We start from the raw sequence: 24,420 nt of genomic DNA, 5'->3' as shown, positions 1-24,420 counted from the left end.
GTCGACGATGTAGCGCAAGGCCGTGATGAAGCTGATGCGACAAGGCTCGAGCTTGGCTTCGTCGGCGATGCGCGTGATTTCCAGACGGATCAGGTTGTACATCAGCAGGGTCGCCCACAGTTCCTGCTCGACGCCGTCGGGGTGCTGACTGCGCAGCGTCATGGACTGGCGCAGCATGTCGGTCTTGATCTCCCCGTACGCGAGTTCGATCTCCCAGCGCTCGTGATACAGCGCGAACACGTCCTCGGCGGCCCAGCGCACGGGGTCGGCGCGCATCTCGGCGGCCAGCGCGGCGGTGCGCGGATTGGTGCCGGGCGGCAGCGCGAGGTAGGCCTGCAACTGGCCGCCCACGCGCTTGAGCGGGCCGCTCTGGAACTGCGTGTAGCTCTCGGCGCTGTAGCGCACCAGGTCGTTGATGGGGCGGCTGGCGAACCACTGCAGGTCGGGCGTGCCGCTGACCTCGAAGCCGGGCACCTTGGGCGGGCGCTGCGCGACGTCGAGGGTCAGCAGCCAGGGCCGGTTGCTGGCTTCCAGCGTCACTTGGTAGCGCACGGGCGAGCCGCTCACGCGCAGGCTGGACGACCGCTGCGCACCGCGTGCCCACGACGGCAGCGCCGTCCATTCGCGGCCGTCGAACTGCGCCAGCACCGGTCCGCGGAAGTACAGCTGGCTCTGCGGCGGCGCGCGGCCGTCCTCGAACTTGATGCGCGCGGCGATGCGGTCGTCCAGCGCCAGCTCGGCGATGGTGCCCACGCGCATGCTGTTCGACAGGCCGCTGCGGCCCATCATCGCGTCGCTGGGCGTGCCCCACAGCGGCGCGAAGCGCGGGAACAGCAGGAACAGCGCGAGCATGATCGGCGCGCCCGCCAGCGCCATCCAGCCGGCCGTGCGCGCCGCCTGCATCAGCGGCGGCCGGCCCACGGGCATGTGCGCGTTGACCAGCGCGGTCAGCAGGCCCAGCAGCGCCAGCAGCATGGTGAAGGCCGTCAGCAGCGACTGCGAGTAGAAGAAGTTCGTGAGCATCGCGAAGAAGCCCAGGAAGAAGATGACGAAGGCGTCGCGCCGCGCGCGCAGCTCCAGCGTCTTGAGCGCGAGCAGGCTCACGATGAGCGTGACGCCTGCGTCGCGGCCCAGCAGTGTGCGGTGGGTGGCGTATGTGGCGGCCAATATCAGCGCCAGCAGCGCGAGGCGCCACCACCGGCTGGGAAGCGGCCGGGCCTGCACGGCCAGCGAAGCGCGCCACAGCAGCACCATCGCGGTGAGGGCGGAGCACCACCACGGCAGGTTCTCGATCTGCGGCAGCAGGATCAGGCCGATCACGCTGAGAAGAAAGAGCGTGTCCCGCGCGTCGCGGGGCAGGGCGGCGAGTTCGCGCATCACTCTGTTCATGCGGCGTTCCCGTTCAGCAAAGCGCCAGCGCTTCGAGGCAGGCCCGGCGATGCGCCTCGCCCTGGGAGGGCTTCACGACCCGGCCGGCCACCCGCAGGCCGTAGTCCACGCCCAGCCGGTCGGCCATCAGCACCCAGGCGCACAGGCGCGAGAGGCGGCCCTCGGTGTCGGCGAGGCCGGTGGCCTGCGCGTCGAGCCAGAGTTCCTCGCGCTGGGCCTGCTGCGTGTCGCGGCTGACCAGGTCTTCGGAGCCCGTGGCCTGCGCGCGCGCGGCCTTCTTCCAGACCACGAGCTTGAGCGGATCGCCGCGGCGGTAGGCGCGCACGCCGTCGTATTCGCCGGCGTTGTGGGCGCGCATCGAGGCGGTCAGCGCGGCCGGCCCGGAAAGGGGCTCGCCGGGCGGCAGCGGCGGCGGGTGCGCCTCGGGCGCGGGGTAGACCAGCATCTGCGCGGCCGGCCGCCAGACCGTCCACACGCGGAAGGTGCCGAGCGGAAAGCGCGTCTCGGCCGTGAGCGGCGGCACCGGGTGCAGCCCGCGCCGCTCGGGCTGGAAGGCGATCTCGACGGTCGACGTTCCCTCCGCCGGCACGTCGGTCCAGGCCCATTGCCCGCTGCCGCGCACCGCCATGCCGATGCCGTAGCGCACGCGGCGACGGGTGTTGTGCAGCACGACCCTGAACACTGCGGCGGCGCCCGCGTAGTGTGCTTCGGGCTGCATCATGTGCATCGCCAGCCCGCGCAGCGTGCCGTGGCACACGTGCATGCCCACGGCCACGCTGCCCGCGAGAAGAAAGGTCAGCAGGTAGCCCAGGTTGAGCTGGTAGTTGATCGACGCGATCAGCAGCACCAGCAGCGTCGCCCCCAGCGTCCAGCCGGCCCGCGTGGGCAGGATGTAGACGTTGCGCTGGGTGAGCTCCAGCGTGTCGGAGGGCGCGCGGCGCGACAGGAACCAGCCGTCGATGCGCGCGCGGAGAGCGCCGGCAGGGTTCACGGCAAGGGCACCGCGGCGATCATTGCGCGCACCTGCTCCACGGCACCCCGGCCGGCGTCGCCCACCGGCGTGAGGCGGTGCGCGATGGTCTGCGGCAGCACGGCCTGCACGTCGTCGGGCGCGACGTAGTTGCGATTGGCCAGCAGCGCCTGAGCCTTGGCCGCGCGCAGCACCGCGATGCCGGCGCGCGGCGACAGGCCTTGCAGGAACCAGCGGCCGGAGCGGGTGGCTGCGATCAGGTCCTGCACGTAGTTGAGCAGCGCGTCGGCCGCGTGCACCTGCTGCACGCGCTGCTGCAGGGCAGTCAGCTCGCCGGCGGTCAGCATCGCGGGCAGGGTGGCCAGCATCTCGCGGCGGTCGACGCCCGCGAGCAGCTGGCGCTCGGCGGCGCGGTCGGGGTAGCCGAGCGAGATGCGCATCAGGAAGCGGTCGAGCTGCGATTCGGGCAGGGCGAAGGTGCCGAGCTGGTCCTGCGGATTCTGGGTGGCGATCACGAAGAAGGGCGAGGGCAGGGGGCGGGTCTCGCCTTCGACGGTGACCTGCTTCTCTTCCATGGCCTCCAGCAGCGCGCTCTGGGTCTTGGGGCTGGCGCGGTTGATTTCGTCGGCCAGCAGCACCTGCGCGAAGATCGGCCCCGGGTGGAAGGTGAAGGCCTGTTGGCCCCGGTCGTAGATCGCCACGCCCGAGAGATCGCCCGGCATCAGGTCGGCGGTGAACTGCACGCGGGAGAACTGCAGTCCGAAGGTGTGCGAGAGTGCGTGTGCGAGGGTGGTCTTGCCGACACCCGGCACGTCCTCGATCAGCAGGTGGCCGCCGGCCAGCAGGCAGGCCACGCAGTCGCGAACCTGGGCCTCTTTGCCCACGATCACCGTGTTAAGCTGAGTTAACAAAGTGGCTAGCTTTGCGGCAACGTCCATATTTGTATCCATATGCAAACGATACCGTAAGACCCGCCGGCCCCATGCCGCGTGAGGTCTAGACGTGGCGATAGAGACACATGGGCAAGACAGGCTACTTCACACACCGGGACTTCTGGAAGCACGACATGGGCGGAGGGCATCCCGAGTGCCCCGGCCGGCTCGATGCCATTGAGGACCGCCTCCTGCTCACCGGCGTGGGCGACGCGCTGGAGCACCGCGAAGTGCCGCTGGCCACGCTGGAGCAACTCACCCGGGCGCACAGCACCGAACACGTCGAGTACCTGGAGTCGCTGCACCAGCGTCTGGTGGCCGACGAGCCCGCCGGCGGCCCGGACCACGCGCAGGTCGACCCCGATACCACGCTCACCCGCTTCACCCTGCTGGCCGCGCGCCGTGCGGCCGGCGCCGCGATCGCCGCGACCGACGCGGTGATCGCCGGCGACCTGGAAAACGCCTTCTGCTCGGTGCGCCCGCCCGGCCACCACGCCTGCCGGGAGCAGGCGATGGGCTTCTGCTTCTTCAACAACGTGGCCATCGCCGCGCGGCACGCCGTCGAAGTGCATGGCATCGAGCGCGTGGCCGTCGTCGATTTCGACGTGCACCACGGCAACGGCACCGAGGACATCCTCTCGAACGACCCGCGCGTGCTGATGGTGGGTTTCTTCCAGCATCCGTTCTACCCGTACAGCGGCACCAACCATCCGGCGGCGAACATGCTCAACCTGCCGATACCGGCGTACACCCGGGGCATGGACGTGCGCGAGATGATCGAGGCGACCTGGATGCCGCGGCTGGAAGAATTCAAGCCGCAGATGATCTTCGTGAGCGCCGGCTTCGACGCGCACCGCGAGGACGACCTGGGCCAGCTCGGCCTCAACGAGAACGACTTCGCCTGGATCACCGGCCGCATACACGATGTCGCGAAGCGCCATGCAAAGGGCCGTATCGTCTCGATGCTCGAAGGCGGCTACAACCTCGACGCGCTGGCGCGCAGCGTGGAAGCCCACATCCGCGTGCTGGCTTCCCTGTGACGCAGCGGACACGGCCTGCGCCGACGTCCTGTTCCGATAGATGAACTTCAACGATTTCCTCCAACGACTGAACCAGGTCGACGCGCGCGGCCTGGGCATCGAACTGATCGCGCTGGTGGCCTGCGTGGCGCTGGCCTGGTCCATCTGCAAGTGGTTCGGCCGCGACCAGCCCAAGGACTCGATCTGGTTCGGCGAGAGCACCTTCGACGGGCTGCTCTTCCCGCTGCTGGCGCTGGTGTTCACCGACCTGGCCCGGCGCGTGGCGCTCGACTTCCAGACCGTGCTGGTGCTGCGCATCGCGGTGCCGGTGTTCCTGTCGCTGGCGGTCATCCGGCTTTTCGCACGGGTGCTCAGGGCAGTGTTCCCGGCCTCCAACCTCGTCAGGCTGATCGAGCGCACCATCTCCTGGCTGGCCTGGATCGCGGCGGTGCTCTGGATCGTGGGGCTGCTGCCGCCAGTGTTGGCGGAACTCGACGACATCACGCTGGCCTTCGGCAAGACGCGCGTGAGCCTGCAGACCATCTTCCAGGGCGTGCTGTCGGCGGGCGTGGTGCTGATGATCTCGCTGTGGATCTCCAGCACCATCGAGAAGCGCATCCTGCGCGAGGCGGTTTCCGACCTGTCGATGCGCAAGGTGGCCTCGAACGCGGTGCGCGCCTTCCTGCTGCTGGTGGGCCTGCTGTTTGCGCTCTCGGCGGTAGGGGTGGACCTCACGGCGCTCTCGGTGCTCGGCGGCGCGCTCGGCGTGGGCCTGGGCTTCGGCCTGCAGAAGCTGGCGGCCAACTACGTGAGCGGCTTTGTGATCCTGCTGGAGCGTTCGATCCGCATCGGCGACAACGTCAAGGTCGACACCTTCGAGGGCCGCATCACCGATATCAAGACCCGCTACACCCTCATCCGCGCGGGCAACGGGCGCGAGGCCATCGTGCCGAACGAGTCGCTCATCACCAGCCGGGTCGAAAACCTCTCTCTGGCCGACCGCAAGTTCAACATCACGACCACCATCGTGGTCGGCTACGACAGCGACGTGGCGCAGGTGCAGTCCATCCTCTGCGAGGCCGCCAAGGCCCAGCCGCGCGTGATGACCGACCCGGCGCCGGTGGCCTTCCTCATGAACTTCGCGCCCGACGGGCTGGAGTTCACGCTCAATTTCTGGGTGACTGATCCGGACAAGGGCAAGGACAACCTGCGCTCGGCGATCAACATCGCGATCCTCGACGGGCTGCGCGGTGCGGGGATCGACATTCCTTATCCGCAGCGGGTGGTGCGGGTGGAGTCGCTGCCGGCGGGAGCCGAGCCTGCGGGCGTGCCCTCGGAAAAGTAGGTTCTCCGGGCTTCGCGCTTTCGCGCGCGTTTCGGCTATCGGCTATCGCGCGCTGGACGCCGAGGGCCCAGGGCGCACGACAATGCCGAGCGCGAGCCACGCCTCCTGCACATCCACCACATCCCAGTGCTCGACCAATAGTCCGTCTTGCAGGCGATAGCGATCCGCCGTCGAGAAATGCAGCGCCTTGCCGGTGGCCGGCACGCCGAAGAAGACGCCGGTGTGCGTTGCCTCCCACCGAGTCATCGCCATGAGGCCTTGGTCTTCGACCATGACCTCCTGGCGCGCCGGTCTGAGGTCGGGCAAGCCGACGTAGAAGGTTTTCACGAATTCCTTGTAGGCGGGCCGTACATCGACGTGCGATCCATCGCCCGATCGGGCCGCTTCCAGCAGAGGACGGACATTGGCGCTGTGGCTCGAGAATTCCGGATGCAGGTGGTCGTCGACGGCCGTGAGGTCGTGCCGATCGTAGAGTCGGCTGCGAAAGTTCAGAAAGCGTTCCCTGGTGCGGGCTGTGGAGGTCATCGGGTGTTCCTTCGTCGGTTGAAAAGCCCAGCGTAGAGCGCCTAATATCCTCCGACAAGACAGGAAGTTATCCAGGTACAGGAACCACCAGCCTCGCGCAATGAGCCATCCGTCCAGCCCCCAGGCGCGTGCCGAAGTGGCCGCGTTCCTGCGCAGCCGCCGCGAGCGCTTGAAGCCCGCCGAAGTCGGTCTCCCCACAACGGCGAGGCGGCGCACGCCGGGCCTGCGGCGCGAGGAGGTCTGCCATCTCGCGGGCGTCGGCCTCGCCTGGTACACGTGGCTGGAGCAGGCGCGCGAGATCGAGGTGTCGGCACATTTCCTCGACCGCATCGCCCAGGCGCTGAAGCTCGATGCAACCGAGCGCGCGCACCTTTTCACGCTGGCACACAACCGTCCGCCGCCGATCGTCCCTGGTCCCTCGCTGGCGGTCACGCCGCACCTGCGCCGCATGCTCGATGCGGTCACCGGGCCTGCCTACCTTGCCACCGCATCGATGCACGTGATTGCGTGGAACCACGCGCTCTCGGCCGTGTTCGGCGACCTCTCGACCATCGCGCCTGAAGACAGGAACATGCTGTGGCTGGTGTTCGCGAGCCCGGCGCACCGGGCTGCGATACCGCAGTGGGAAACCGATGCGCGCGCGATGCTCGCGCGCTTTCGCGTCGAGTTCGGGCGGCATCGCGACGACCCGGCCTTCCTGGCATTGATCGAGCGCCTGCAGGTCGCCAGCCCGGAGTTCAGGCAGTGGTGGCCCGACCATGACGTCAGCATGCGCACCGACCGGACCAAGCGCTTCGAGGTCCGCGGCGTCGGCCGGATGGAACTGGAGCAAAGCTCTTTCATGGTCGAGGAGTCGCCAGACATGCGGCTCGTCGTCTACACGCCGGTCGATGCACAGAGCATGCGGAAGTTGAGGCTGCTGGAACGCCGCAGGAACGAGCGTGATGCACAGCATCTCGGCTCGGTTCGACGCTAGCGACCAAGCATCCTGCACGACGCACGGCCATGCTCGAAGCCGGCCTGCCCGTCGAGCTTCGGCTGCGGTCTGCAATCGAGAGCGCGGTTCTGCCCGGCGGCCCACCGATGCACGACCGATGGCATCGCAGCTATTGAAGAGTGCCCAGCACCTCATCCAGCCGCTCGACCAGCAGATCGGCATGCTCCCGCGTGAACACCAGCGGCGGCCTGATCTTGAGCACATTCCCCTGCGGCCCCGTTGCGCTCAGCAGCACCTGCCGCTGCCGCAGGCCGTTGACCACCTTGACCGCCTGCGCGGTGGCCGGTGCGCGCGTGGCGCGGTCGGTCACGAGTTCCAAACCGATGAACAGCCCGGCGCCGCGCGCTTCGCCGACCAGCGCATGGCGCTGGCCGAGCGCGGCCAGGCGCTCGCGCAGGTAGTTGCCGACCTGCAGCGCGTTGTCCTGCAGGCCGTTGCGCTGGATCACGTCGAGCACGGCGGAGGCCGCGGCCATCGAGACGGGGTTGCCGCCGAAGGTGTTGAAGTAGCGGCTGGCCTGGCCGAATTCCTTCATGACTTCCGGGCGAACCGCCAGGCCCGCGACGGGGTGGCCGTTGCCCATGGGCTTGCCCATGGTCACGATGTCGGGCACCACGCCATGGCGCAGGAAGCCCCAGAAGGCCTCGCCGGTGCGGCCGAAGCCGGGCTGTACTTCGTCGGCGATGAACACACCGCCGGCAGCGTGGATCACGTCCACCGCTTCGCGCAGGAACCCGGTCGGCGCGGTGAACACGCCGTCGCTGGAGAACACCGTGTCCACGAGCAGCGCTGCGGGCGCGATGCCGTGTGCCTTCAGGTCGGCGATGGCCGCGCGCACGCCCTCGGCAAAGCGCTGGCCGGTGCCGGCATCCGCACCCTCGGGCGCATCCACCAGCCGCACGTGCTCGCCCACGCGCACGTACTGGCCCAGCGAGGGCGAGGCGCAGGCGAGAGCCGAGGTCACGCCGTGGTAGGCGAAGCGCGTGACGATCAAACCGGTGTTGCCCGTGTGCGCCGTGGCGATGCGCATGGCCAGGTCGTTGGCCTCGCTGCCGGTGCAGGTGAAGGTGGCGTGGCCCAGCTCGGGCGGCATGGTGGCGAGCAGCCGCTCCGCGTAGTCGAGGATGCCTTCGTGCAGGTAGCGCGTGTGCGTGTTGAGCACGGAAGCCTGCCGCGCGATGGCCTCGACCACCTCGGGCCGCGCATGGCCCAGCGGCACGACGTTGTTGTAGGCGTCCAGCCAGGGCGTGCCGGCCGCGTCGTAGAGCCAGACGCCTTCGCCGCGCACGGGGTGGAAGGGCTCGTCGTAGAACAGCCTGTAGGCGGGCCCCAGCAGGTGCGCGCGGCGCGCGAGCAGCTCGGCGGTGCTTTTCGTCTCAGTCATGGATGGCTTCCGTGGTGCGGCAGGCGGCCTGGATGGCGGCCTGTACCTGTTCGGGCGTCAGCTCGGCGCAGGCCTGCAGCCTTGCCCACGAGATGGCGTTGTTGCGCATGAGGTAGGGGGCGTTGTCGGGCTGCCGCGCCGCGCGCCAGCCGCTGATGGCGACCACCATGGCCAGCCGCGCGCGCACGAGATCGAGCAGGGCGAAGCTTTCGGCGTCGGTCAGCGGAGAGACGGCGTGGTAGTCGGCCGCGAAGCGCGCGATCGTCGCCAGTGCGTCGCCATGCTCGTCGAGGTGGTACGAGGCCGCGACGGCGAGATCGTCCACCAGCGGCGCATGCACCATGTCTCCGAAATCGAGGATGCCGGCCACGCGCGCCGGGTCGTCCGGGTCGACCAGCAGGTTGTAGAGATTGAAGTCGTTGTGGATGGGCTGGCGGCGCAGCAGGCCAAGCTGGGGCTTGGTGCGCTGCACGAAGCCGTCCAGCGCGGACTCGGCCAGCGCGCGCCGCTCCGGGTCGGCCACGTGCACCAGCAGCGCGCGCACGCGGTCGGCGCGCTGGATGTCCCACGGCAGTTCGCGGGCGCCGGCCGGGTGCTCGAAGCCCGCCAGCGCCAGGTCCAGCCGCGCCAGCATGCGGGCCACGCTGCTGCGCTGCGCCGCCGAGCGCGGCGCCTGCGGCATGGGTTGGCCTTCGAGGTAGCTGAAGAGGCGCGCCACGCGTGTGCGGCCCTCGGCGTCCTCGATCTGCACCGAGGCCGCGCCGCAGCGGTCGGGCAGCAGCCGCTGCACCGGAAGGCCGGGGTCCGTGCGCGCGAGGTGCAGCAGCGCCTGCGTCTGGAAGTCGGCGACCAGCGGGTCTTCATCGGGATGCGAGAGCTTGAGCATGCAGCGCGCGCCGCCGTCCTCCGGCTCCAGCAGGAAGTTGGCATCGCGCTCGCCGGTGAGCGGCTTGAGGCGGCCGCGCTTGCCGTACAGGCGCTGCAGCAGGTCCGCCGCCCATTCCGTCGCGACGGGGGCGGGCGGCGAGGTCAGCACCGCCGCCTCGGGCAGGGCCGCCTTGATGGCGGCGTCGAGGTCGTGCGTCATCAGGCCGCCTTCTCGAAGCCGCCAAGCGCGCTGGCGAGGTTGCGGCCGAGGTCTTCCGACAGGTAGCCGCCTTCCTGCACGAGCACCGTGGGCAGTCCCAACCGGGCGATCTCTCCGAGGATGCGGCCGAAGCCCGGCGTGCTGACGGCCAGCGCCTGGTAGGGGTCGTTCTCGTGCGCGTCCAGGCCCAGGGCCACGACCAGCGCGCCGGGCGCGAAGGCGCGGATGGTGGCGTGTGCCGTCGCGAGCGCGGCGAGGAAACCCTCGTCCTGCGTGCCGCGCGCCAGCGGCAGGTTCAGGTTGTAGCCCAGGCCCTCGCCTTCGCCGGTCTCGTGCGCGTGGCCGGTGAAGAAGGGCGTGCAGAAATGCGGGTCGCCGTGCAGCGATACGGTCAGCACGTCCTTGCGGCGCCAGAAGATGCCCTGTGTGCCGTTGCCGTGGTGTACGTCGATGTCGAGGATGGCCACGCGCTCGTGCCTGCGGCGCAGGTGCTGGGCCGCGATCGCGGCGTTGTTGAGGTAGGTGAAGCCGTTGGCGCGGTCTGCGTAGGCGTGGTGGCCGGGCGGCCGGCACAGCGCATAGGCCGCGCGCTCGCCATCCAGCACCAGCTGCGCGGCATGCGTCGCCACGTGCGCCGACCAGGTCGCGGCATGCCAGGTGTGCCGGCCGATGGAGCAGGCCATGTCGCCCATGTGGTAGCCGGCCTGGCCGACCAGGCTTTCGGGGTAGGTGAAGGGCTGGCCCGGAAACGGGTGCACGTTGGGCATGACCTCCTCGGAGGCGTCTTCCAACTGCTGCCAGCGCTCCCAGGCGGTCTCCAGGAAGCGCAGGTACTGCGGTGTGTGGATCGCGGCGCGCGGGCCGGGGCCGTGGTCTTCGGGCGCGACGATGTCGTGGCCCTGCGCGCGCGCGGCGTTCAGCAGAAGCGTGCCGCGCTCGGGCTGCTCGTTGCTGCGCTTCATGCGTCCGCGCACGATGAACTGCTGCGGGTCGTGGCCGGTGTGCTGGTCGCTGTAGATGACTTTCATGTCGGGCTTTCAGTATTGGGGTTCGACGGTCCAGCTGATGGGAATCTCGGCGACGCTGGCCGAGGCCGGCAGCTCCAGCACCATGCGCGCGATGCGGGCGACGTCCTCGGGTCGCGTGGCTTGTTGCCGCTGCTCGGGCGGCAGGGTGGCCGCCATGTCGGTGTCGACGAAGCCCGGGCACAGGGCCGTGCAGCGCACGCGCGATTCGGCGCCGCAGTGCTGGATGCCGTGCGCCAGCGACAGCACCGCCGCCTTGCTCAGCGCATAGAGAGAGGCGTCGGCCGTGCGCACGCGCTTGGCGGCCAGCGATGCCATCACCAGCACCTTGCCCTCGTCGGCGGCCAGCAGGTGCGCCCAGGCCTTGCGCGTGAGCCGCAGCGGCGACTTGACGTTGACTTCCAGCAGCCGGTCGACCTCCGCGTCGTCGGCCGCGATGACCGAGCGCGTGCTCAGGATGCCGGCGTTGTGCACCAGCGCGTCGATGCCGCCGAAGTCGCGCACGGTCGCTGCCACCCAGTCGGTTTCGCTGCGCGCGTCCTCAGCGTCGAAGCGGTAGCTGCGTACTTGAGCAGGTCCGTACTCGGCGAAGGCGTCGGTGGCGCCGCGCGCGCCCACGCTCACGCGCCAGCCACCGGCCAGCAGCTCGCGCACGATGGCAAGGCCGATGCCGCGGCTGCCTCCGCTGACCATCGCGACGCGGGGCAGCGCATTCATGTCAGGGTTTGGTGAAGAGGCCGCGCACGTGGTCTTTGGCGGTCTCGAGGTGGTAGCGCAGCGCGTGCTCGACGGCGCCGACGTCGCGCGCCGCCATCGCCTTGGCGATGGGCCGGTGCGTCTCGGCCAGCGCCTTCAGGTCGCCGTAGCTGTCCTCGCTGAGGGCCAGGAACATGCGCACCTCGGTCTGCATGTTGTCGAACAGCCGGTGCAGGTAGTGATTGCCCGAGAGCGCGCTGATCGCGAAGTGGAAGTCCAGGTCGAGCGCCACGCGTTCGGGCGAAGAGAGCGTCTCTGCGCGTTCCACCATGTCGTCCACGCGCGCGTCCAGCTGGGCAAGTTCGGCGTCGGTGGCGTGCGTGCAGGCCAGCGAGGCGCCCAGCAGTTCGAGCTGGATGCGCACCTCGTACAGGTCGTTGACCTGCTTGGGCGACACCGTGCGCACCGCGAAGCCGTGGCGCGGGCGCGAGATCAGCAGGCCCAGGCTTTCCAGGCGGCGCGCCGCCTCGCGCACGGGCGCGCGGCTCACGCCCATCTGCCGGGCCAGCTCGGCCTCGACGATGCGTTCGCCGGGCGCGATGCGGCCCGACAGGATGGCTTGCTGCAGTTGCGCCTCCACCACGCCGACCAGGTCGGGCACCTGGATCGACGAGAAGGCGGGAGGGGTTGCGGCTTCGGCCCGGCTGGTGGTCATCTGAGTTCCTTGTCTCAATCTCTTGTGCGTATCATGCCGGCCGCCTTGGGGCTCCCGCCGCCCGCGCGCGCCAGGTACACGCCCGCGACGGCGATCAGCGCCATGCCCGCCAGCGCCGGCGCATCGGGCGGGCGCTGGAACCACAGCGTGCTGATGAGCACCGCCAGCAGCAACTGCACGTAGTTCAGCGGTGCCAGCGTGGCGGCGCCGACGCGGCGAAATGCGGCCAGGAGCAACAGCTGGGCGCTGCCGCTGACCGCGCCTCCGGCGACCAGCAGCGCCATCTCCGGCCACGGCGGCAGCGTGACGTGCGGCATGAAAAGCACCGGCAGGTTCGTGATGACCAGGCAGGCCAGCGCCATGTGCGCGAACTGCACCGGCGCGGGCACCAGCCCCGAGAGCCGTCGCGTGAGAACCTGGAAGAGCGCATAGCACACTGCCGACACCGCCATCAGCAGCGTGCCCGCCAGCGGCAGGCTGCCCCCGGGGCGCACGATGCACAGCATGCCCGCGAAGCCCAGCAGAACGGCTGTCCACTGCGCGCGGCCCACGCGCTCGCCGAGCAGCCAGGGCGACAGCGCGACCATGATCAAAGGGGCGGTGAAGTAGATGGCCGTGGCCTCGGCCAGAGGCATCGTCACCAGCGCCGTCATGAAGCAGGTGGCGACGATGGCCAGCGCCACGCTGCGCGCGGCCAGCAGCTTCTGGTGTGGCTGGCGCCACAGGCGCAGGTCGCCGTGGCGCAGCAGCAGCGCCAGCGCGATGACGCCGATGGCGCTGTAGCGGCCCAGGTTGACGACGGCCGGTGCATGTGTGGCCACCATCTGCTTGGCGAAGGCGTCGTACGCCGCGAACAGCACCAGCGCGCAGAGAAAGAGCGCGATGCCGGCACCCGCGCTGTTGTCGGCACGCGCCAGCGAGACGGAGGCGGGGGCGGCGCTCATGCCGCCTGCCGCGACGGCATCGCCCCCGCAAGCACGTCGCCGCCCATCGTCGGAACGGTCATGCGCGCAGCCCCTCCAGGAACGCATCGAGCGCGGCGCCGATGGCCTCGACCATGTAGCCGCCTTCCTGCACCACGACCGTGGGCAGGCCCAGCGCACGCACGCGCGCGCCGGCGAGGCGGAAGGCTTCCATGTCGAACTTCAGCACGCTGATCGGGTCGTCCTTGTAGGTGTCGAAGCCCAGCGGCAGCACCAGCGCCTGTGGCTGGAAGCGCTCGATGGCGGCGGTGGCCTGGTCCAGCGCTTGAGCGAATTCGGCGTTGCCGCTGCCGTGCGCCAGCGGCAGGTTGAGGTTGAAGCCTTCGCCCTCGCCGACGCCGCGCTCGTGCGAGTAGCCCGTGTACCAGGGGTAGTAGCCGGCCGGGTCGGCGTGCGTGGACACGGTCAGCACGTCGCCGCGCTCGTAGAAGATCTGCTGCGTGCCGTCGCCGTGGTGGGCGTCGATGTCGAGCACCGCCACGCGCGCGTGGCGCTGGCGCAGCGTGGCGGCCGCGATGGCGCTGTTGTTCACGTAGCAGAAGCCCGCCGCGCGCGCGCGTTGCGCATGGTGGCCCGAGGGCCGGCACAGTGCGTAGGCGACGCCGCCGTCGTCGAGCACCGCCTCGGCCGCCGCCAGCGCGGCGTGGGCCGATCGCAGCACGGAGCGCCAGGTGTTCGGGCCGATGGGGCAGGACAGGTCGCCGACGTACCAGCCCGTCTGCGCCAGCACCGAAGGCGAAGGGCAGGGGCCCACGCGCGGTCCGTGCGGCGACATGTTGGGCAGCACCTCGATGCCGGGTTCCAGCCCGAAGCTCTCGACCTTGCGCCAGCGCTCGAACGCGGTCTCCAGGTAGTCGAGGTAGTCGGTGCTGTGCACCTGCTCCAGCGCGGCGCGGCCGGCGTCGGGCGGCGCGCTGACCGTGATGCCGCGCGTGGCCAGCGTTCCCATCAGCGCCTCGGCGCGCGTGGGCAGGTCGGCGGGCTTGCAGATGCGGCCCACGCGCATGTACTGCTGCGGGTCGTGCAGCAGCTGGTCGTCGGAAAAGAAGGCCTGCATGTCAGAGCTCCCTCTCGAAGCGGTCCATCGTGCGCGTCAGGCGCGCGAACAGTTCATCCAGTTCGGCCCGCGTGATGATCAGCGGCGGGCACAGGCCGATGCTGTCGCCCATGGCGCGCACGATCAGCCCTTCTTCCAGCGCCAGCGCCGCGAAGCGGTAGCCGGCCTTGCGCTCGGGTGCGAATGGCGTGCGCGCGGCCTTGTCGGCCATGAGCTCGATGGCGCCGATCAGGCCCACGCCGCGCACGTTGCCCACCCAGGGCCGCTCGGCGAAGGCGCGCAGCCCGGCCTGGAACGCAGGGGCGATCTCGCGGACATGGTCGAGGATGCGCTCGTCCTCGTAGACCTTCAGCGTCTCCAGCGCCACCGCACAGGCGACGGGATGCCCCGAGTAGGTGTAGCCGTGGCCGAAGCTGCCGAGCTTGCCGCTGTTGGCGGCGATGGCGCTGTGCACCTTCTCGTTGACCATGACCGCCGAGATCGGCACGTAGCCCGACGACAGCGCCTTGGCGCAGCTCAGGATGTCGGGCTGGATGCCGAAGGTGGTGGAGCCGAACATGTTGCCCGTGCGGCCGAAGCCGCAGATGACCTCGTCGGCGATCATGAGCACGCCGTACTTGCGCAGCACGGCCTGCACCTTCTCGAAGTAGCCGGCTGGCGGCACCAGCACGCCGCCCGCGCCCATCACCGGCTCGGCGATGAAGGCGGCCACGGTCTCCGGGCCTTCGGCCAGGATGGTCTGCTCCAGCTGCTGCGCGAGGCGGCTGGAGAAGTCCTGCTCCGTCTCGCCGGGGTCGGCATAGCGGTAGTGGTGCGGGCAGTCCACGTGCAGGAAGCGCGCGGGCGCGGTGGCGATGGGCAGGTCGAAGTCGCGGTGGTTGCCGTCGAGCCCGCCCATGCTGGCGGCGGCCACGGTCACGCCGTGGTAGGCATTGCGCCGCGCGATGATCTTTTTGCGCTGTGGCTGGCCGATGGCGTTGTGGTAGTACCAGACCATCTTCACCGCGCTGTCGTTGGCCTCGGAGCCCGAGTTGGCGAAGAACACGCGGGCCATGGGCGCGGGCGCCAGCGCGAGCAGCCGCTCGGCCAGGTCGGCCACCGCCACGTTGGTGCGCTGGTTGAACGTGTGGTAATAGGGCAGGGTGTTCAGCGCCTTCGCGCCAGCCTCGGCCAGGCGCTTGTTGGAAAAGCCCAGCGAGGCGCACCACAGGCCCGACATGGCCTCCAGGTAGCGACGGCCGTGTTCGTCAACTACGTGGATGCCGTCGCCTTGGACGATGACCAGCGGCGGCGTCTGCGGCAGCGCGGCCAGGTTGGTGTAGGAGTGCAGGTGGGTGGCGACGTCCTTGTCGCCAGTGCCTAGGGGTTCTGCCATGGGGTTCCTCTTTTTGTGTGCAGGGCGCTGAAAAATGGCTACAGCCGCGCCAGGTTGTCGTGGGTCTGCCGCGCGATGGCCTCGGGCCCGGTGCGTGTCGCGATGTGCGGTGTGACGGTGATGCGCGGATGGCGCCAGAACGGGTGGCCTTGCGGCAGCGGCTCCTCGACGAAGGCGTCGAGCACGGCCGAGGCGAGCTGACCGCTTTGCAGCGCGGCCAACAGGTCGTCCTGCACGAGATGCGCGCCACGGCCGGCGTTGACGAGGCGCGCGCCGCGCGGCAACTGCGCGAACAGTCCGGCGTTCAGGATGCCGCGTGTGTCTTCGGTCAGCGGCAGCAGGCAGACCAGCGTGTCGCAGCCCGACAGGAATTCGGCGCGCGCGGCATCGCCGTGGAAGGCCTCGATGCCGGCGGGCAGCTCATTCGTGTTTTTGGGGCTGCGGCTCCAGCCCCGCACGCGGTAGCCGATGGCCAGCAGTGCGCGCGCGACCGACTGGCCCAGCACGCCCAGCCCGGCGATGCCCACGCGGTGGTGCCCCGGCGGCTCTATGGGCGCTTCCTCCCAGGCTGCGCGGCGCTGGCTCTCGAGGTAGGCGCCCATGTGGCGCTGGCCGTGCACCACGGCCCAGGCCACGTAGGCGTTCATGCCGTCGGCCATGTCGGGGTCGACGATGCGGCGCACCGGCACGTCGGGAAGCGCGGGGTCGCGCGTGATGTGGTCGGTGCCCGCGCCTACCGACTGCACCAGCCGCAGGCGCGGCATGCGCGCGAGCAGTCCCGGCGGCGGCGACCAGCAGACCACGGTGTCGATGCGGTCGAGCGCATCCAGCTCCTGCACCTCGGTGTCGATACGGTGCAGCCGGGCCTGCGGAAAGCGCGCGCGGAAGGCGGGCTGCAGGTAGTCCATGGCAATCTGGTCGGAGACCAGTGCGATGTTGAGCTCTTGGGTCATGCGGCCACCGCCTGCTCCGAAGGCGCGGCCGACAGCCTCGGCTGCGCCTCGATCAGCGTGCGTGTGTAGGCATGCTGCGGGTTCGCGAGCACGGTGGCGGTCTCGCCGTATTCGACGATCTGGCCGCGCTGCATCACGGCGATGTGGTCGCACATCTCGCCTGCCACGCGCAGGTCGTGCGTGATGAACACCATCGCCAGCTGGAAGCGCTCGCGCACCTCGGCGAACAGCTTGAGCACCTGGGCCTGCACCGATACGTCGAGCGCGGAGACTGGCTCGTCGGCCACCAGCAGTTGCGGCTCCATGGCCAGTGCACGTGCGATGCCGATGCGTTGGCGCTGGCCGCCGGAGAACTCGTGCGGAAAGCGTTCCGCAGCGTCGGGCTTGAGGCCCACCAGCTCCAGCAGCTCCATCGCGCGGGCCATGGCCTGTGCCTTGGGCACGCCCTGCGCGATGGGGCCGGCCGCGATGGCCGGCCCGATGCGGTGGCGCGGGTTCAGCGAGGCGTACGGGTCCTGGAACACCATCTGGATCTTGCCCTGCGACTGTGCGCGGAACTGCGCGCCCGACTGCAGCGCGCGGCCCTTGAACAGCACGCGGCCGCTGTCGAAGGGCGCCAGGCCCACGATGCAGCGGCCCACGGTCGACTTGCCCGAGCCCGATTCGCCGACCAGCCCCAGCGTCTCGCCGCGGCGCAGGTCGAACGACAGGCCCTTGGCCGCCTCAACGCGCCGGCCCTTGCTGAACAGGCCGCCGCCGGTCACGTAGGTCTTGCGCAGTTCCTGCACCTGCAGCACATGCTCGACGGCGCGTGCCTCTACCGGCGCGCGCACCTGTCCGTTGGGAATGGCCGCGATGAGCTTGCGCGTGTAGGCATGCTGGGGCCGCGCCAGCACGGCGGCGGCCGGGCCGGCTTCCACCACCTGGCCGGTCTGCATCACGACGACCTGGTCGGCGATCTCGGAGACCACGCCGAAGTCGTGCGTGATGAACAGCACCGCCGTGCCCTTGCGCTGCTGCAGCTCGCGGATGAGCTTCAGGATCTGCGCCTGCGTGGTCACGTCCAGCGCGGTCGTGGGTTCGTCGCAGATCAGCAGGGCGGGTTCCAGCGCCAGCGCGCAGGCGATCATCACGCGCTGGCGCTGGCCGCCGGACAGGCGAAACGGGTAGCTGTCGATCAGCACTTCGGGTTCGGGCAGGCCGACGTCGGCCAGCGCCGCGAGGATGCGCTGGCGTTTCTGCGCGGCCGAGAGCTTCACGTGCGCGTCGAATACCTCGGCGATCTGCTCGCCGATGCGCATCACCGGGTTCAGCGCCGTCATCGGCTCCTGGAACACCATGCCGATGCGTCGGCCGCGCAGCGTGCGCAACTGTGCTTCGTCGAGCTGCAGAAGGTCTTGCCCGTCGAACAGGATGCGGCCGGCCACGGGTTCCACGTGCGGCCGCGGCAGCAGGCCCATGATGGCGTTGGCGATCATCGACTTGCCCGAACCGGATTCGCCGACCACGCACAGCGTCTGGCCCGGCAGCAGCTGCAGCGAGGCGCCTTGCACCGCCAGTTCGCGGTCGGCGCCCTGGGGCAGGCGGATGTCCAGGCCCTTGACGTCGAGCACGGGAAGAACGAGGTTTTCCATCTTCATTTGCCCCTCCCGTCGGCGCGCGCGTTGAGTCCGTCGTTCAGGCCTTCGCCCACCAGGTTCAGCGCGAGCACGGTGAGCAGGATGGCCACGCCCGGGAACACCGCCATCCACCACGCCTGGCGCAGCACCGTTCGCGCCGAGCCGACCATGTAGCCCCAGCTCATCTGGTTCGGGTCGCCCAGGCCCAGGAAGCTCAGGCTGGACTCGAGCAGGATGGCCGTTGCCACCATCAGCGAGGCCATCACCACGATGGGCGAGGCGGCGTTGGGCAGGATCTGCGTGAGGATGATGCGCGGCGTGGACTGGCCGGCCAGCTGGGCCGCCGCCACGAAGTCGCGCTGGCGCAGCGTGAGGAACTCGCTGCGCACCAGCCGCGCCACGGGCGGCCACGACACGATCGCGATGGCCGTGACGATGGACTGCACCGAGGGCTGGAAGATGGCCACCAGCACGATGGCCAGCGCGAAGCTCGGGATGGCCTGGAACAGCTCGGTGAAGCGCATCAGCGTGGCGTCGACCCAGCCGCCGAAGTAGCCCGAGACGGCACCGATGCTCACGCCGATCAAAAGCGAGACCACGGTGGAGACTACGCCGATCAGCAGCGAGACGCGCGCGCCGGTGACGATGCCCGACAGGATGTCGCGGCCCATGGTGTCGGTGCCCAGCAGCAGGCCCTGTTCGGCCAGGGGCGCGGCGAACGGCGTGCCAACCATGTCCCAGGGGTTGTTCTGCGCGATGAAGGGGCCGAGCGCGGTGACCAGCGCCACCAGCATCAGCACGATGAGGCCGAAGACCGCGCCCTTGTTGCGGCTGAAGCGCCGCCAGAATTTGCTTTTCATGAGGGGCTCCTTGGCTCAGCCCAGCTCGATGCGGGGATCGACGAGCGTGTAGACGAAGTCGGTGATCAGGTTGAACAGCACGGCCATGGCCGCGGTGAACAGGAAGCAGCCGAGCAGCAGGTTGTAGTCGCGCTGCAGCAGGGCGTCGAACATGAGGCGGCCGATCCCGGGCCAGGCGAACACGGTCTCGGTGAGCACCGCGCCGCCGATCATCCCGCCGGCCTGGATGCCGGCCAGAGTGACCACCGGCAGCAGCGCGTTGCGCAGGATGTGCTTGCGCTGGATTCGGCCCGGAGCCACGCCCTTGGCGCGCGCGGTCTTCACGAAATCCATCTGCGCGACTTCCAGCATGGAGGCGCGCGTCATGCGCGCATAGACCGCCATGTAGAAGAGCGCCAGCGTGAGCGAAGGCAGGATCAGGTGCTTCGCGATGTCCACTGCCTTGTCGATGCCCGTGAGGTCCGCGCCCACGGTGAAGAAGCCGAAGGCCGGCAGCAGGTCGAGCTGCACCGTGAAGAGCAGCACCGCCATCATCGCCAGCCAGTACAGCGGCGTGGCGTAGAACACCAGCGCGACGACGGTGATCAGGCTGTCCTGCCATTTGCCCGCGTTGCGGCTGGCCAGCGCGCCGAGCACGATGCCGAAGAGCAGCGAGAGCCCGAAGGCCGTGCCCGTCAGCAGCAGCGTGGCCGGCAGACGCTCCATGATCAGGTCGACCACCGGCTGCTGCTGGCGGTAGGAGAAGCCCAGGTCGAGCTTGATCACATGGCCCAGGTAGTTGCCGAGCTGCACGGGCAGCGGCTGGTCGAGGCCGAACTGCTGGCGCAGCTGGGCCACGAACTGCGCATCGGACGCACCGGCCTCGCCGGCCATGACGGAGACCGGGTCGCCCGGCGCCGCGCGCACCAGCAGGAAATTGACGGTGGCGATCACCAGAAGGGCCAGAAGGCCCTGCAGCAAGCGCACGGACATGAACTGCAGTCGTTTCATGGCAAGCTCGATTCGGGCATGCGGTGACCCGGCCCGTGGGCCCGGCGTCGCATGCGGAGGAGGAAAGTCAGGCCAGCTTGACGCGGCCCAGGCTGTCGTTCAGGCCGATGCCTGAGGACACCACGTTCTGGATCTTGCTGCGGTACAGCGTCGGGAAGTTGATCTCGTGCAGCCAGGCCACGGGCACCTCGTCGACCAGCAGCTTCTGCACTTCCAGGTAGATCGCGCGGCGCCTGGCCGGGTCGCTTTCGCGCGCACCGGCGGCGAACAGCTCGTCGACCTTGGGGTTGGTGTAGCCCGCCACGTTGTTGAAGGGCGAGCCCTTGGCGATGTTGTCGCTGGTGTAGTTGCGGCTCACGCCCAGGGCCGGGTCGCCGTACTGGTAGACGTAGGTGAAGGCCAGGTCGAAGTCCCACTCGCTGTTGCGCTGGTTCCAGCCGGCCACGTCGGTGGCGACCATCTCGATCTTGATGCCGGCCTGCGTGAGGTTCTGGCGCACGATCTCGGCCTGGCGCTGCCAGGACTCGCCGTAGGGCAGCGGCAGCAGGCGAAGCGTCTCGCCCTTGTAGCCCGACTCGGACAGCAGCTTCTTGGCCTTGGCGAGGTCGCGCGGGTACTTGGTCACGTCGTCGCTGGCGTAGGCGATGTGGCTGTTGAAGGGGCCGGTGGCCGGTTTGGCGTAGCCGTACCAGGCGACCTTGGCCATGGCCTCGCGGTCGATGGCGGTCCACACGGCCTGGCGGAACTTGACGTTGTTCATCGGCGCCGTGCGGTTGTTCATCCACAGCCAGCTGTGCGGCGCGAAGAACTCCCAGCCCTTGGTGGTCACGGCCGCGCCCGGCAGCTTTGCGAGGCGGCCCACGTCGAAGTACTCCACCGTGCCGCCCGGGGCGATGTCGACCTTGCCCGATTCGAAGGCGGCGGCGCGCGCGGCCGCGTCGGGAATGACGTGGAAATAGACGCTTTCCACGCCGACGGCGCCGGGCTGGTGGTAGTTCTCGTTGGCCACCAGCTGGATGTAGGAGCCCTTGACCCACTCCTTGAACTTGAGCGGACCCGTGCCGATGGGCGTGGCGTTGGCCGGGTTGGTCGCGAAGTCGGTGCCTTCGTAGATGTGCTTGGGCACCATCGGCATGGTGCCGTTCTCGAAGATGCCCATGAAAGGGGCGAAGGGCTGCTTGAGCTTGAACTCGACGGTGAGCGGGTCGAGCGCCTTGATCGATTCCACCTGCGCCAGGCTGGCGCGGAAGCGCGCATGCGTCTTGCGCAGGAACACGTCGCAGGAGAACACCACGTCGTCGGCCGTGAAGGGGCTGCCGTCGTGCCACTTGACGCCGGGCTTGAGCTTGAAGACGTAGGTCTTGCTGTCCGCGCTCACGGTCCAGGAGGTGGCGAGCTGCGGCTGCGGCTCGAGCTTCTCGTTGTAGCGCAGCAGGCCTTCGTAGATGTTGCCGGCGATCAGCTGCGTGGGGCCGTTCTGCACGATGCCCATCATCAGGCCGGGCGGCTCGGGCTGGACCAGCACGTTGACCACGCCCTTCCTGGTTTGCGCCAGGCTGTGCAGTGGCACCCCCGCAATGGACAGGCCGAGGGCGGCGGAGCCGGCTTGGATCAGGTGGCGGCGTTTCATCGGAGCGGACCTTTCAGAGTGGGGAGGGCGGTGAAGAACGGGTGAATCTCAGTCGCGGAACGAGGCGGGGCTGGGCGGGGACAGGCGCTGAAGGAGCGCGCGCCATTCGCGGGCGTAGGGGTCGTGCGGTGCAGAGGCGAGGCGATTCGTGTCGCCGCTCTCGTACTGGCGCGCGGTCAGCTCGCAGACTTCCTCGGGAACCGGGTGCACCGGTTGGCCCGTGCCCTGGATGGCCACCTGCACGCGGCAGGCGCGCTCCAGGTTGTGCATGAGGATGAAGGCTTCGGCCACGCTGCGGCCCAGCGTGATCAGCCCGTGGTTGCGCAGGATCAGCGCGCGGGAAGTCGGCCCGAGGTCGGCGACCAGGCGCTCGCGCTCCTCGTGGTTGAGCGCGATCCCCTCGAACTCGTGATAGGTCACGCGCTTGTGGAACTGCAGCGCCCACTGGTTGCACGGCTGCAGCCCGCCGGCCAGCGAGGAAACCGCCACGCCGGCGACGGTGTGGGTATGCAGCACGCAGACGGCGTCATGGCGCGCGGCATGCACCGCGCTGTGGATCGTGAAGCCGGCCGGGTTCACGTCGTACTCGGAGGGCTCGACGATGTTGCCGTCCAGGTCGATCTTCACGAGCGAGGACGCCGTGATGTCGCGAAACAGCATGCCGAAGGGGTTGATCAGGAACTGGTCCGTGGTGCCGGGCACCCGGGCGGAGATGTGGGTGTAGATGCTGTCGTCCATTCCGTAGAGGGCGACGAGCCGGTAGGCGGCTGCCAGGTCTTGCCGGAGCTGGCGCTCCGCAGGCGTCGTGGGAGGGCGCGCGCTGCCGCGTACGTCCGGGATGCTTCGTTCTGCTGTTTCCATTGAATCTCCGAAGATCGACAGTCATCTGTCGACAGTATTCATCTTGCAGGTTGCATGCCAGCCCAGATATCGGCAAAAACCCGGAAATTGGCTGCAGATGGCGCCACGGCCGGCTGCGCGTGCACCGCGAGCGGGCGTGTGGGATCGATTTGCGTGCGAGAGTGTTGTAGGGCCGACCCATCCCGGGAGTTGCCCGCGCGGCGCAGCTTCGGTCGCGGGGCTCAGGTTGAAGGAACGAAGGTTTTCAAGCCCGACGGGATGTAAATATCTTTGCTGGCTGGAGTGACCCGGGCATTCACCGCTTTATAATCACGGAAAAGCACGATCGTTCTTTTTTGTGGTGCCTGCACCAATGAGAAGAATGGAGAGGCGGCAAAGGTCGCGCCCTAGAATGACCGGTTTGCCCTCGAAGCCCCCTTTTTGCAATCCAATGGAGTCAAGTCAATGAAGGTTCTTGTGCCTGTCAAACGGGTCGTCGATTACAACGTGAAGGTGCGCGTGAAGAGCGACGGCACCGGAGTGGACATTGCCAACGTCAAGATGAGCATGAACCCCTTCGACGAGATCGCCGTTGAAGAAGCGGTGCGGCTGAAGGAAAAGGGCGTGGTCACCGAAGTGATCGCCGTCTCCTGCGGCGACGCCAAGTGCCAGGAAACCCTGCGCACCGCCATGGCCATCGGCGCCGACCGCGGCATCCTGGTGGAAACCGCCGAAGAACTGCAGCCGCTGGCCGTCGCCAAGCTGCTGAAGGCACTGGTCGACAAGGAACAGCCGTCTCTCGTCATCCTGGGCAAGCAGGCCATCGACGACGACGCCAACCAGACCGGCCAGATGCTGGCTGCACTGGCTGATCTTCCCCAAGCCACCTTCGCCTCCAAGGTCGAAGTCGCTGGCGACAAGGCAACGGTGACCCGTGAGGTCGATGGCGGCCTGGAAACGGTCTCCCTCACGCTGCCCGCGGTCATCACCACCGACCTGCGCCTGAACGAGCCGCGCTACGTGACGCTGCCCAACATCATGAAGGCCAAGAAGAAGCAGCTCGACACGGTCAAGCCCGAAGAGCTGGGCGTGGACGTGAAGCCCCGCCTGAAGACCCTGAAGGTCGCGGAGCCCCCGAAGCGCGGTGCCGGCATCAAGGTGCCCGATGTCGCCACCCTGGTGGACAAGCTCAAGAACGAAGCCAAAGTGATCTGAGGAAGAGAGACAAGAACATGACCGCACTCGTCATTGCAGAACACGACCACGCCAGCATCAAGCCGGCCACCCTCAACACCGTGACCGCAGCGCTGGCCTGCGGCGGCGACGTCCACCTGCTCGTGGCCGGTGCCAATGCCGCCGAAGCGGCCAAGGCCGCAGCCCAGATCGCAGGCGTTTCCAAGGTCATCGCAGCAGACAGCCCGAGCCTCGCTGAAAACCTCGCCGAGAACGTCGCCGCCCAAGTGCTCGCGATTGCCGGCAACTACAGCCACATCCTGTTCCCCTCGACCGCCAACGGCAAGAACGTCGCCCCGCGCGTGGCTGCGAAGCTCGATGTGGCCCAGATCAGCGACATCACCGCCGTGGTGAGCGCGGACACCTTCGAGCGTCCGATCTACGCGGGCAACGCGATTGCCACCGTGCAGAGCAGTGACGCGACCAAGGTCATCACCGTTCGCACGACCGGCTTCGATGCGGCTGCAGCCACGGGTGGCAGTGCTGCAGTCGAATCGGCTGCAGGTGTTGCCGACAGCGGCAAGAGCAGCTTCGTGGGCCGTGAAGTCACGAAGAGCGAGCGTCCCGAACTGACTGCCGCCAAGATCATCGTCTCGGGTGGCCGCGCACTCGGCAGCGCCGAAAAGTTCACCGAGGTGATGGCACCTCTGGCGGACAAGCTGAACGCCGGCCTCGGCGCCAGCCGTGCTGCAGTGGACGCGGGCTATGCCCCGAACGACTGGCAAGTGGGCCAGACGGGCAAGATCGTCGCCCCTCAGCTGTACATCGCAGCGGGCATCTCGGGCGCCATCCAGCA

The 24,420-nt window shown here is 68.9% G+C and carries 23 protein-coding genes; 5 read left to right on the top strand and 18 right to left on the bottom strand.

Going from position 1 to position 24,420, the window contains the following annotated elements; all coding sequences use genetic code 11:
- The 3 genes from QMO14_RS27945 to QMO14_RS27935 form a co-directional block, all read right to left on the bottom strand.
- Window positions 1–1,389 (bottom strand): DUF3488 domain-containing protein (locus QMO14_RS27945; RefSeq protein ID WP_301511194.1); only part of this gene is annotated, 1,389 nt, incomplete at its 3' end.
- A gap of 13 nt (window positions 1,390–1,402) precedes the next feature.
- The gene (locus QMO14_RS27940) at window positions 1,403–2,380 is read right to left on the bottom strand and encodes a DUF58 domain-containing protein (protein WP_301511193.1); all 978 of its coding nucleotides are present in this window, start codon (window positions 2,378–2,380) and stop codon (window positions 1,403–1,405) included.
- The gene (locus QMO14_RS27935) at window positions 2,377–3,297 is read right to left on the bottom strand and encodes a MoxR family ATPase (protein ID WP_301511192.1); all 921 of its coding nucleotides are present in this window, start codon (window positions 3,295–3,297) and stop codon (window positions 2,377–2,379) included. The genes QMO14_RS27940 and QMO14_RS27935 overlap by 4 nt, the downstream gene beginning before the upstream one ends.
- A gap of 80 nt (window positions 3,298–3,377) precedes the next feature.
- Between QMO14_RS27935 and QMO14_RS27930 the strand changes: the two genes are divergently transcribed.
- Both QMO14_RS27930 and QMO14_RS27925 read left to right on the top strand, forming a co-directional pair.
- A complete protein-coding gene (locus QMO14_RS27930; RefSeq protein WP_301511191.1) occupies window positions 3,378–4,331 on the top strand; it encodes a histone deacetylase family protein in 954 nt (317 codons plus the stop codon).
- 40 nt (window positions 4,332–4,371) lie between these two features.
- Entirely contained in the window at window positions 4,372–5,655 is a 1,284-nt protein-coding gene (locus QMO14_RS27925; RefSeq protein ID WP_301511190.1) for a mechanosensitive ion channel family protein, read from the top strand.
- Window positions 5,656–5,697: 42 nt separating this feature from the next.
- On the opposite strand, the gene QMO14_RS27920 is transcribed toward QMO14_RS27925, so the two are convergent.
- Window positions 5,698–6,180 carry an ester cyclase gene (locus QMO14_RS27920; protein ID WP_301511189.1) on the bottom strand — a complete coding sequence of 161 codons (483 nt, stop codon included), beginning with the start codon at window positions 6,178–6,180 and terminating at the stop codon, window positions 5,698–5,700.
- 100 nt (window positions 6,181–6,280) lie between these two features.
- Here QMO14_RS27920 and QMO14_RS27915 point away from each other — a divergent pair, with 100 nt between their 5' ends.
- Window positions 6,281–7,156 (top strand): helix-turn-helix transcriptional regulator, encoded by an 876-nt coding sequence (locus QMO14_RS27915; protein WP_301511188.1) that lies wholly within the window; start codon window positions 6,281–6,283, stop codon window positions 7,154–7,156.
- Between the two features lie 130 nt (window positions 7,157–7,286).
- Here QMO14_RS27915 and QMO14_RS27910 read toward each other — a convergent pair whose 3' ends face one another.
- The 14 genes from QMO14_RS27910 to QMO14_RS27845 form a co-directional block, all read right to left on the bottom strand.
- Complete coding sequence (locus QMO14_RS27910) at window positions 7,287–8,561, bottom strand: aspartate aminotransferase family protein (RefSeq protein ID WP_301511187.1); 1,275 nt, start codon at window positions 8,559–8,561, stop codon at window positions 7,287–7,289.
- Complete coding sequence (locus tag QMO14_RS27905) at window positions 8,554–9,648, bottom strand: phosphotransferase (protein ID WP_301511186.1); 1,095 nt, start codon at window positions 9,646–9,648, stop codon at window positions 8,554–8,556. The genes QMO14_RS27910 and QMO14_RS27905 overlap by 8 nt, the downstream gene beginning before the upstream one ends.
- Window positions 9,648–10,676: a histone deacetylase family protein gene (locus QMO14_RS27900; protein ID WP_301511184.1), complete on the bottom strand. Its 1,029-nt coding sequence runs from the start codon at window positions 10,674–10,676 to the stop codon at window positions 9,648–9,650. The genes QMO14_RS27905 and QMO14_RS27900 overlap by 1 nt, the downstream gene beginning before the upstream one ends.
- A 9-nt stretch (window positions 10,677–10,685) precedes the next feature.
- On the bottom strand, window positions 10,686–11,390 hold the full coding sequence (locus tag QMO14_RS27895) for an SDR family NAD(P)-dependent oxidoreductase (protein ID WP_301511182.1): 705 nt from the start codon (window positions 11,388–11,390) through the stop codon (window positions 10,686–10,688).
- A 1-nt stretch (window position 11,391) separates the two neighbouring features.
- Complete coding sequence (locus QMO14_RS27890) at window positions 11,392–12,084, bottom strand: GntR family transcriptional regulator (RefSeq protein ID WP_301511180.1); 693 nt, start codon at window positions 12,082–12,084, stop codon at window positions 11,392–11,394.
- A gap of 14 nt (window positions 12,085–12,098) precedes the next feature.
- Window positions 12,099–13,028, bottom strand: coding sequence for a DMT family transporter (locus QMO14_RS27885; RefSeq protein WP_301511179.1), 930 nt, complete (start codon window positions 13,026–13,028; stop codon window positions 12,099–12,101).
- Between the two features lie 58 nt (window positions 13,029–13,086).
- On the bottom strand, window positions 13,087–14,124 hold the full coding sequence (locus QMO14_RS27880) for a histone deacetylase family protein (protein WP_301511177.1): 1,038 nt from the start codon (window positions 14,122–14,124) through the stop codon (window positions 13,087–13,089).
- Between the two features lies 1 nt (window position 14,125).
- Window positions 14,126–15,499 carry an aspartate aminotransferase family protein gene (locus tag QMO14_RS27875; protein WP_301511175.1) on the bottom strand — a complete coding sequence of 458 codons (1,374 nt, stop codon included), beginning with the start codon at window positions 15,497–15,499 and terminating at the stop codon, window positions 14,126–14,128.
- Between the two features lie 38 nt (window positions 15,500–15,537).
- The gene (locus QMO14_RS27870) at window positions 15,538–16,452 is read right to left on the bottom strand and encodes a glyoxylate/hydroxypyruvate reductase A (protein WP_301511173.1); all 915 of its coding nucleotides are present in this window, start codon (window positions 16,450–16,452) and stop codon (window positions 15,538–15,540) included.
- On the bottom strand, window positions 16,449–18,086 hold the full coding sequence (locus QMO14_RS27865) for an ABC transporter ATP-binding protein (protein WP_301511195.1): 1,638 nt from the start codon (window positions 18,084–18,086) through the stop codon (window positions 16,449–16,451). The genes QMO14_RS27870 and QMO14_RS27865 overlap by 4 nt, the downstream gene beginning before the upstream one ends.
- A gap of 2 nt (window positions 18,087–18,088) precedes the next feature.
- Window positions 18,089–18,931 carry an ABC transporter permease gene (locus QMO14_RS27860; RefSeq protein ID WP_301511171.1) on the bottom strand — a complete coding sequence of 281 codons (843 nt, stop codon included), beginning with the start codon at window positions 18,929–18,931 and terminating at the stop codon, window positions 18,089–18,091.
- Window positions 18,932–18,946: 15 nt separating this feature from the next.
- Window positions 18,947–19,921: an ABC transporter permease gene (locus QMO14_RS27855; protein WP_301511170.1), complete on the bottom strand. Its 975-nt coding sequence runs from the start codon at window positions 19,919–19,921 to the stop codon at window positions 18,947–18,949.
- A gap of 67 nt (window positions 19,922–19,988) precedes the next feature.
- Complete coding sequence (locus QMO14_RS27850; protein ID WP_301511168.1) at window positions 19,989–21,551, bottom strand: ABC transporter substrate-binding protein; 1,563 nt, start codon at window positions 21,549–21,551, stop codon at window positions 19,989–19,991.
- Window positions 21,552–21,599: 48 nt separating this feature from the next.
- Window positions 21,600–22,412, bottom strand: coding sequence for a class II aldolase/adducin family protein (locus QMO14_RS27845; protein WP_301511166.1), 813 nt, complete (start codon window positions 22,410–22,412; stop codon window positions 21,600–21,602).
- A gap of 444 nt (window positions 22,413–22,856) precedes the next feature.
- Here QMO14_RS27845 and QMO14_RS27840 point away from each other — a divergent pair, with 444 nt between their 5' ends.
- Together QMO14_RS27840 and QMO14_RS27835 are read left to right on the top strand one after the other, a co-directional pair.
- Window positions 22,857–23,606 carry an electron transfer flavoprotein subunit beta/FixA family protein gene (locus tag QMO14_RS27840; protein WP_301511165.1) on the top strand — a complete coding sequence of 250 codons (750 nt, stop codon included), beginning with the start codon at window positions 22,857–22,859 and terminating at the stop codon, window positions 23,604–23,606.
- A gap of 17 nt (window positions 23,607–23,623) precedes the next feature.
- A partial coding sequence (locus QMO14_RS27835; protein ID WP_301511163.1) for an electron transfer flavoprotein subunit alpha/FixB family protein occupies window positions 23,624–24,420 on the top strand: 797 nt, incomplete at its 3' end.

Source organism: Variovorax sp. CAN15, assembly GCF_030462475.1.
GTDB lineage: Bacteria > Pseudomonadota > Gammaproteobacteria > Burkholderiales > Burkholderiaceae_C > Variovorax.
The sequence above is the reverse complement of the archived record's forward strand: the minus strand, read 5'-3'. Positions and strand labels throughout refer to the sequence as shown.

What these genes read in the sequence shown, in the direction of transcription:
- QMO14_RS27935 (WP_301511192.1), bottom strand. Translation starts at nt 3,297, where the DNA reads ATGGACGTTGCCGCAAAGCTAGCCACTTTGTTAACTCAGCTTAACACG.
- QMO14_RS27930 (WP_301511191.1), top strand. Translation starts at nt 3,378, where the DNA reads ATGGGCAAGACAGGCTACTTCACACACCGGGACTTCTGGAAGCACGAC.
- QMO14_RS27925 (WP_301511190.1), top strand. Translation starts at nt 4,372, where the DNA reads ATGAACTTCAACGATTTCCTCCAACGACTGAACCAGGTCGACGCGCGC.
- QMO14_RS27920 (WP_301511189.1), bottom strand. Translation starts at nt 6,180, where the DNA reads ATGACCTCCACAGCCCGCACCAGGGAACGCTTTCTGAACTTTCGCAGC.
- QMO14_RS27915 (WP_301511188.1), top strand. Translation starts at nt 6,281, where the DNA reads ATGAGCCATCCGTCCAGCCCCCAGGCGCGTGCCGAAGTGGCCGCGTTC.
- QMO14_RS27910 (WP_301511187.1), bottom strand. Translation starts at nt 8,561, where the DNA reads ATGACTGAGACGAAAAGCACCGCCGAGCTGCTCGCGCGCCGCGCGCAC.
- QMO14_RS27905 (WP_301511186.1), bottom strand. Translation starts at nt 9,648, where the DNA reads ATGACGCACGACCTCGACGCCGCCATCAAGGCGGCCCTGCCCGAGGCG.
- QMO14_RS27900 (WP_301511184.1), bottom strand. Translation starts at nt 10,676, where the DNA reads ATGAAAGTCATCTACAGCGACCAGCACACCGGCCACGACCCGCAGCAG.
- QMO14_RS27895 (WP_301511182.1), bottom strand. Translation starts at nt 11,390, where the DNA reads ATGAATGCGCTGCCCCGCGTCGCGATGGTCAGCGGAGGCAGCCGCGGC.
- QMO14_RS27890 (WP_301511180.1), bottom strand. Translation starts at nt 12,084, where the DNA reads ATGACCACCAGCCGGGCCGAAGCCGCAACCCCTCCCGCCTTCTCGTCG.
- QMO14_RS27885 (WP_301511179.1), bottom strand. Translation starts at nt 13,028, where the DNA reads ATGAGCGCCGCCCCCGCCTCCGTCTCGCTGGCGCGTGCCGACAACAGC.
- QMO14_RS27880 (WP_301511177.1), bottom strand. Translation starts at nt 14,124, where the DNA reads ATGCAGGCCTTCTTTTCCGACGACCAGCTGCTGCACGACCCGCAGCAG.
- QMO14_RS27875 (WP_301511175.1), bottom strand. Translation starts at nt 15,499, where the DNA reads ATGGCAGAACCCCTAGGCACTGGCGACAAGGACGTCGCCACCCACCTG.
- QMO14_RS27870 (WP_301511173.1), bottom strand. Translation starts at nt 16,452, where the DNA reads ATGACCCAAGAGCTCAACATCGCACTGGTCTCCGACCAGATTGCCATG.
- QMO14_RS27865 (WP_301511195.1), bottom strand. Translation starts at nt 18,086, where the DNA reads ATGGAAAACCTCGTTCTTCCCGTGCTCGACGTCAAGGGCCTGGACATC.
- QMO14_RS27860 (WP_301511171.1), bottom strand. Translation starts at nt 18,931, where the DNA reads ATGAAAAGCAAATTCTGGCGGCGCTTCAGCCGCAACAAGGGCGCGGTC.
- QMO14_RS27855 (WP_301511170.1), bottom strand. Translation starts at nt 19,921, where the DNA reads ATGAAACGACTGCAGTTCATGTCCGTGCGCTTGCTGCAGGGCCTTCTG.
- QMO14_RS27850 (WP_301511168.1), bottom strand. Translation starts at nt 21,551, where the DNA reads ATGAAACGCCGCCACCTGATCCAAGCCGGCTCCGCCGCCCTCGGCCTG.
- QMO14_RS27845 (WP_301511166.1), bottom strand. Translation starts at nt 22,412, where the DNA reads ATGGAAACAGCAGAACGAAGCATCCCGGACGTACGCGGCAGCGCGCGC.
- QMO14_RS27840 (WP_301511165.1), top strand. Translation starts at nt 22,857, where the DNA reads ATGAAGGTTCTTGTGCCTGTCAAACGGGTCGTCGATTACAACGTGAAG.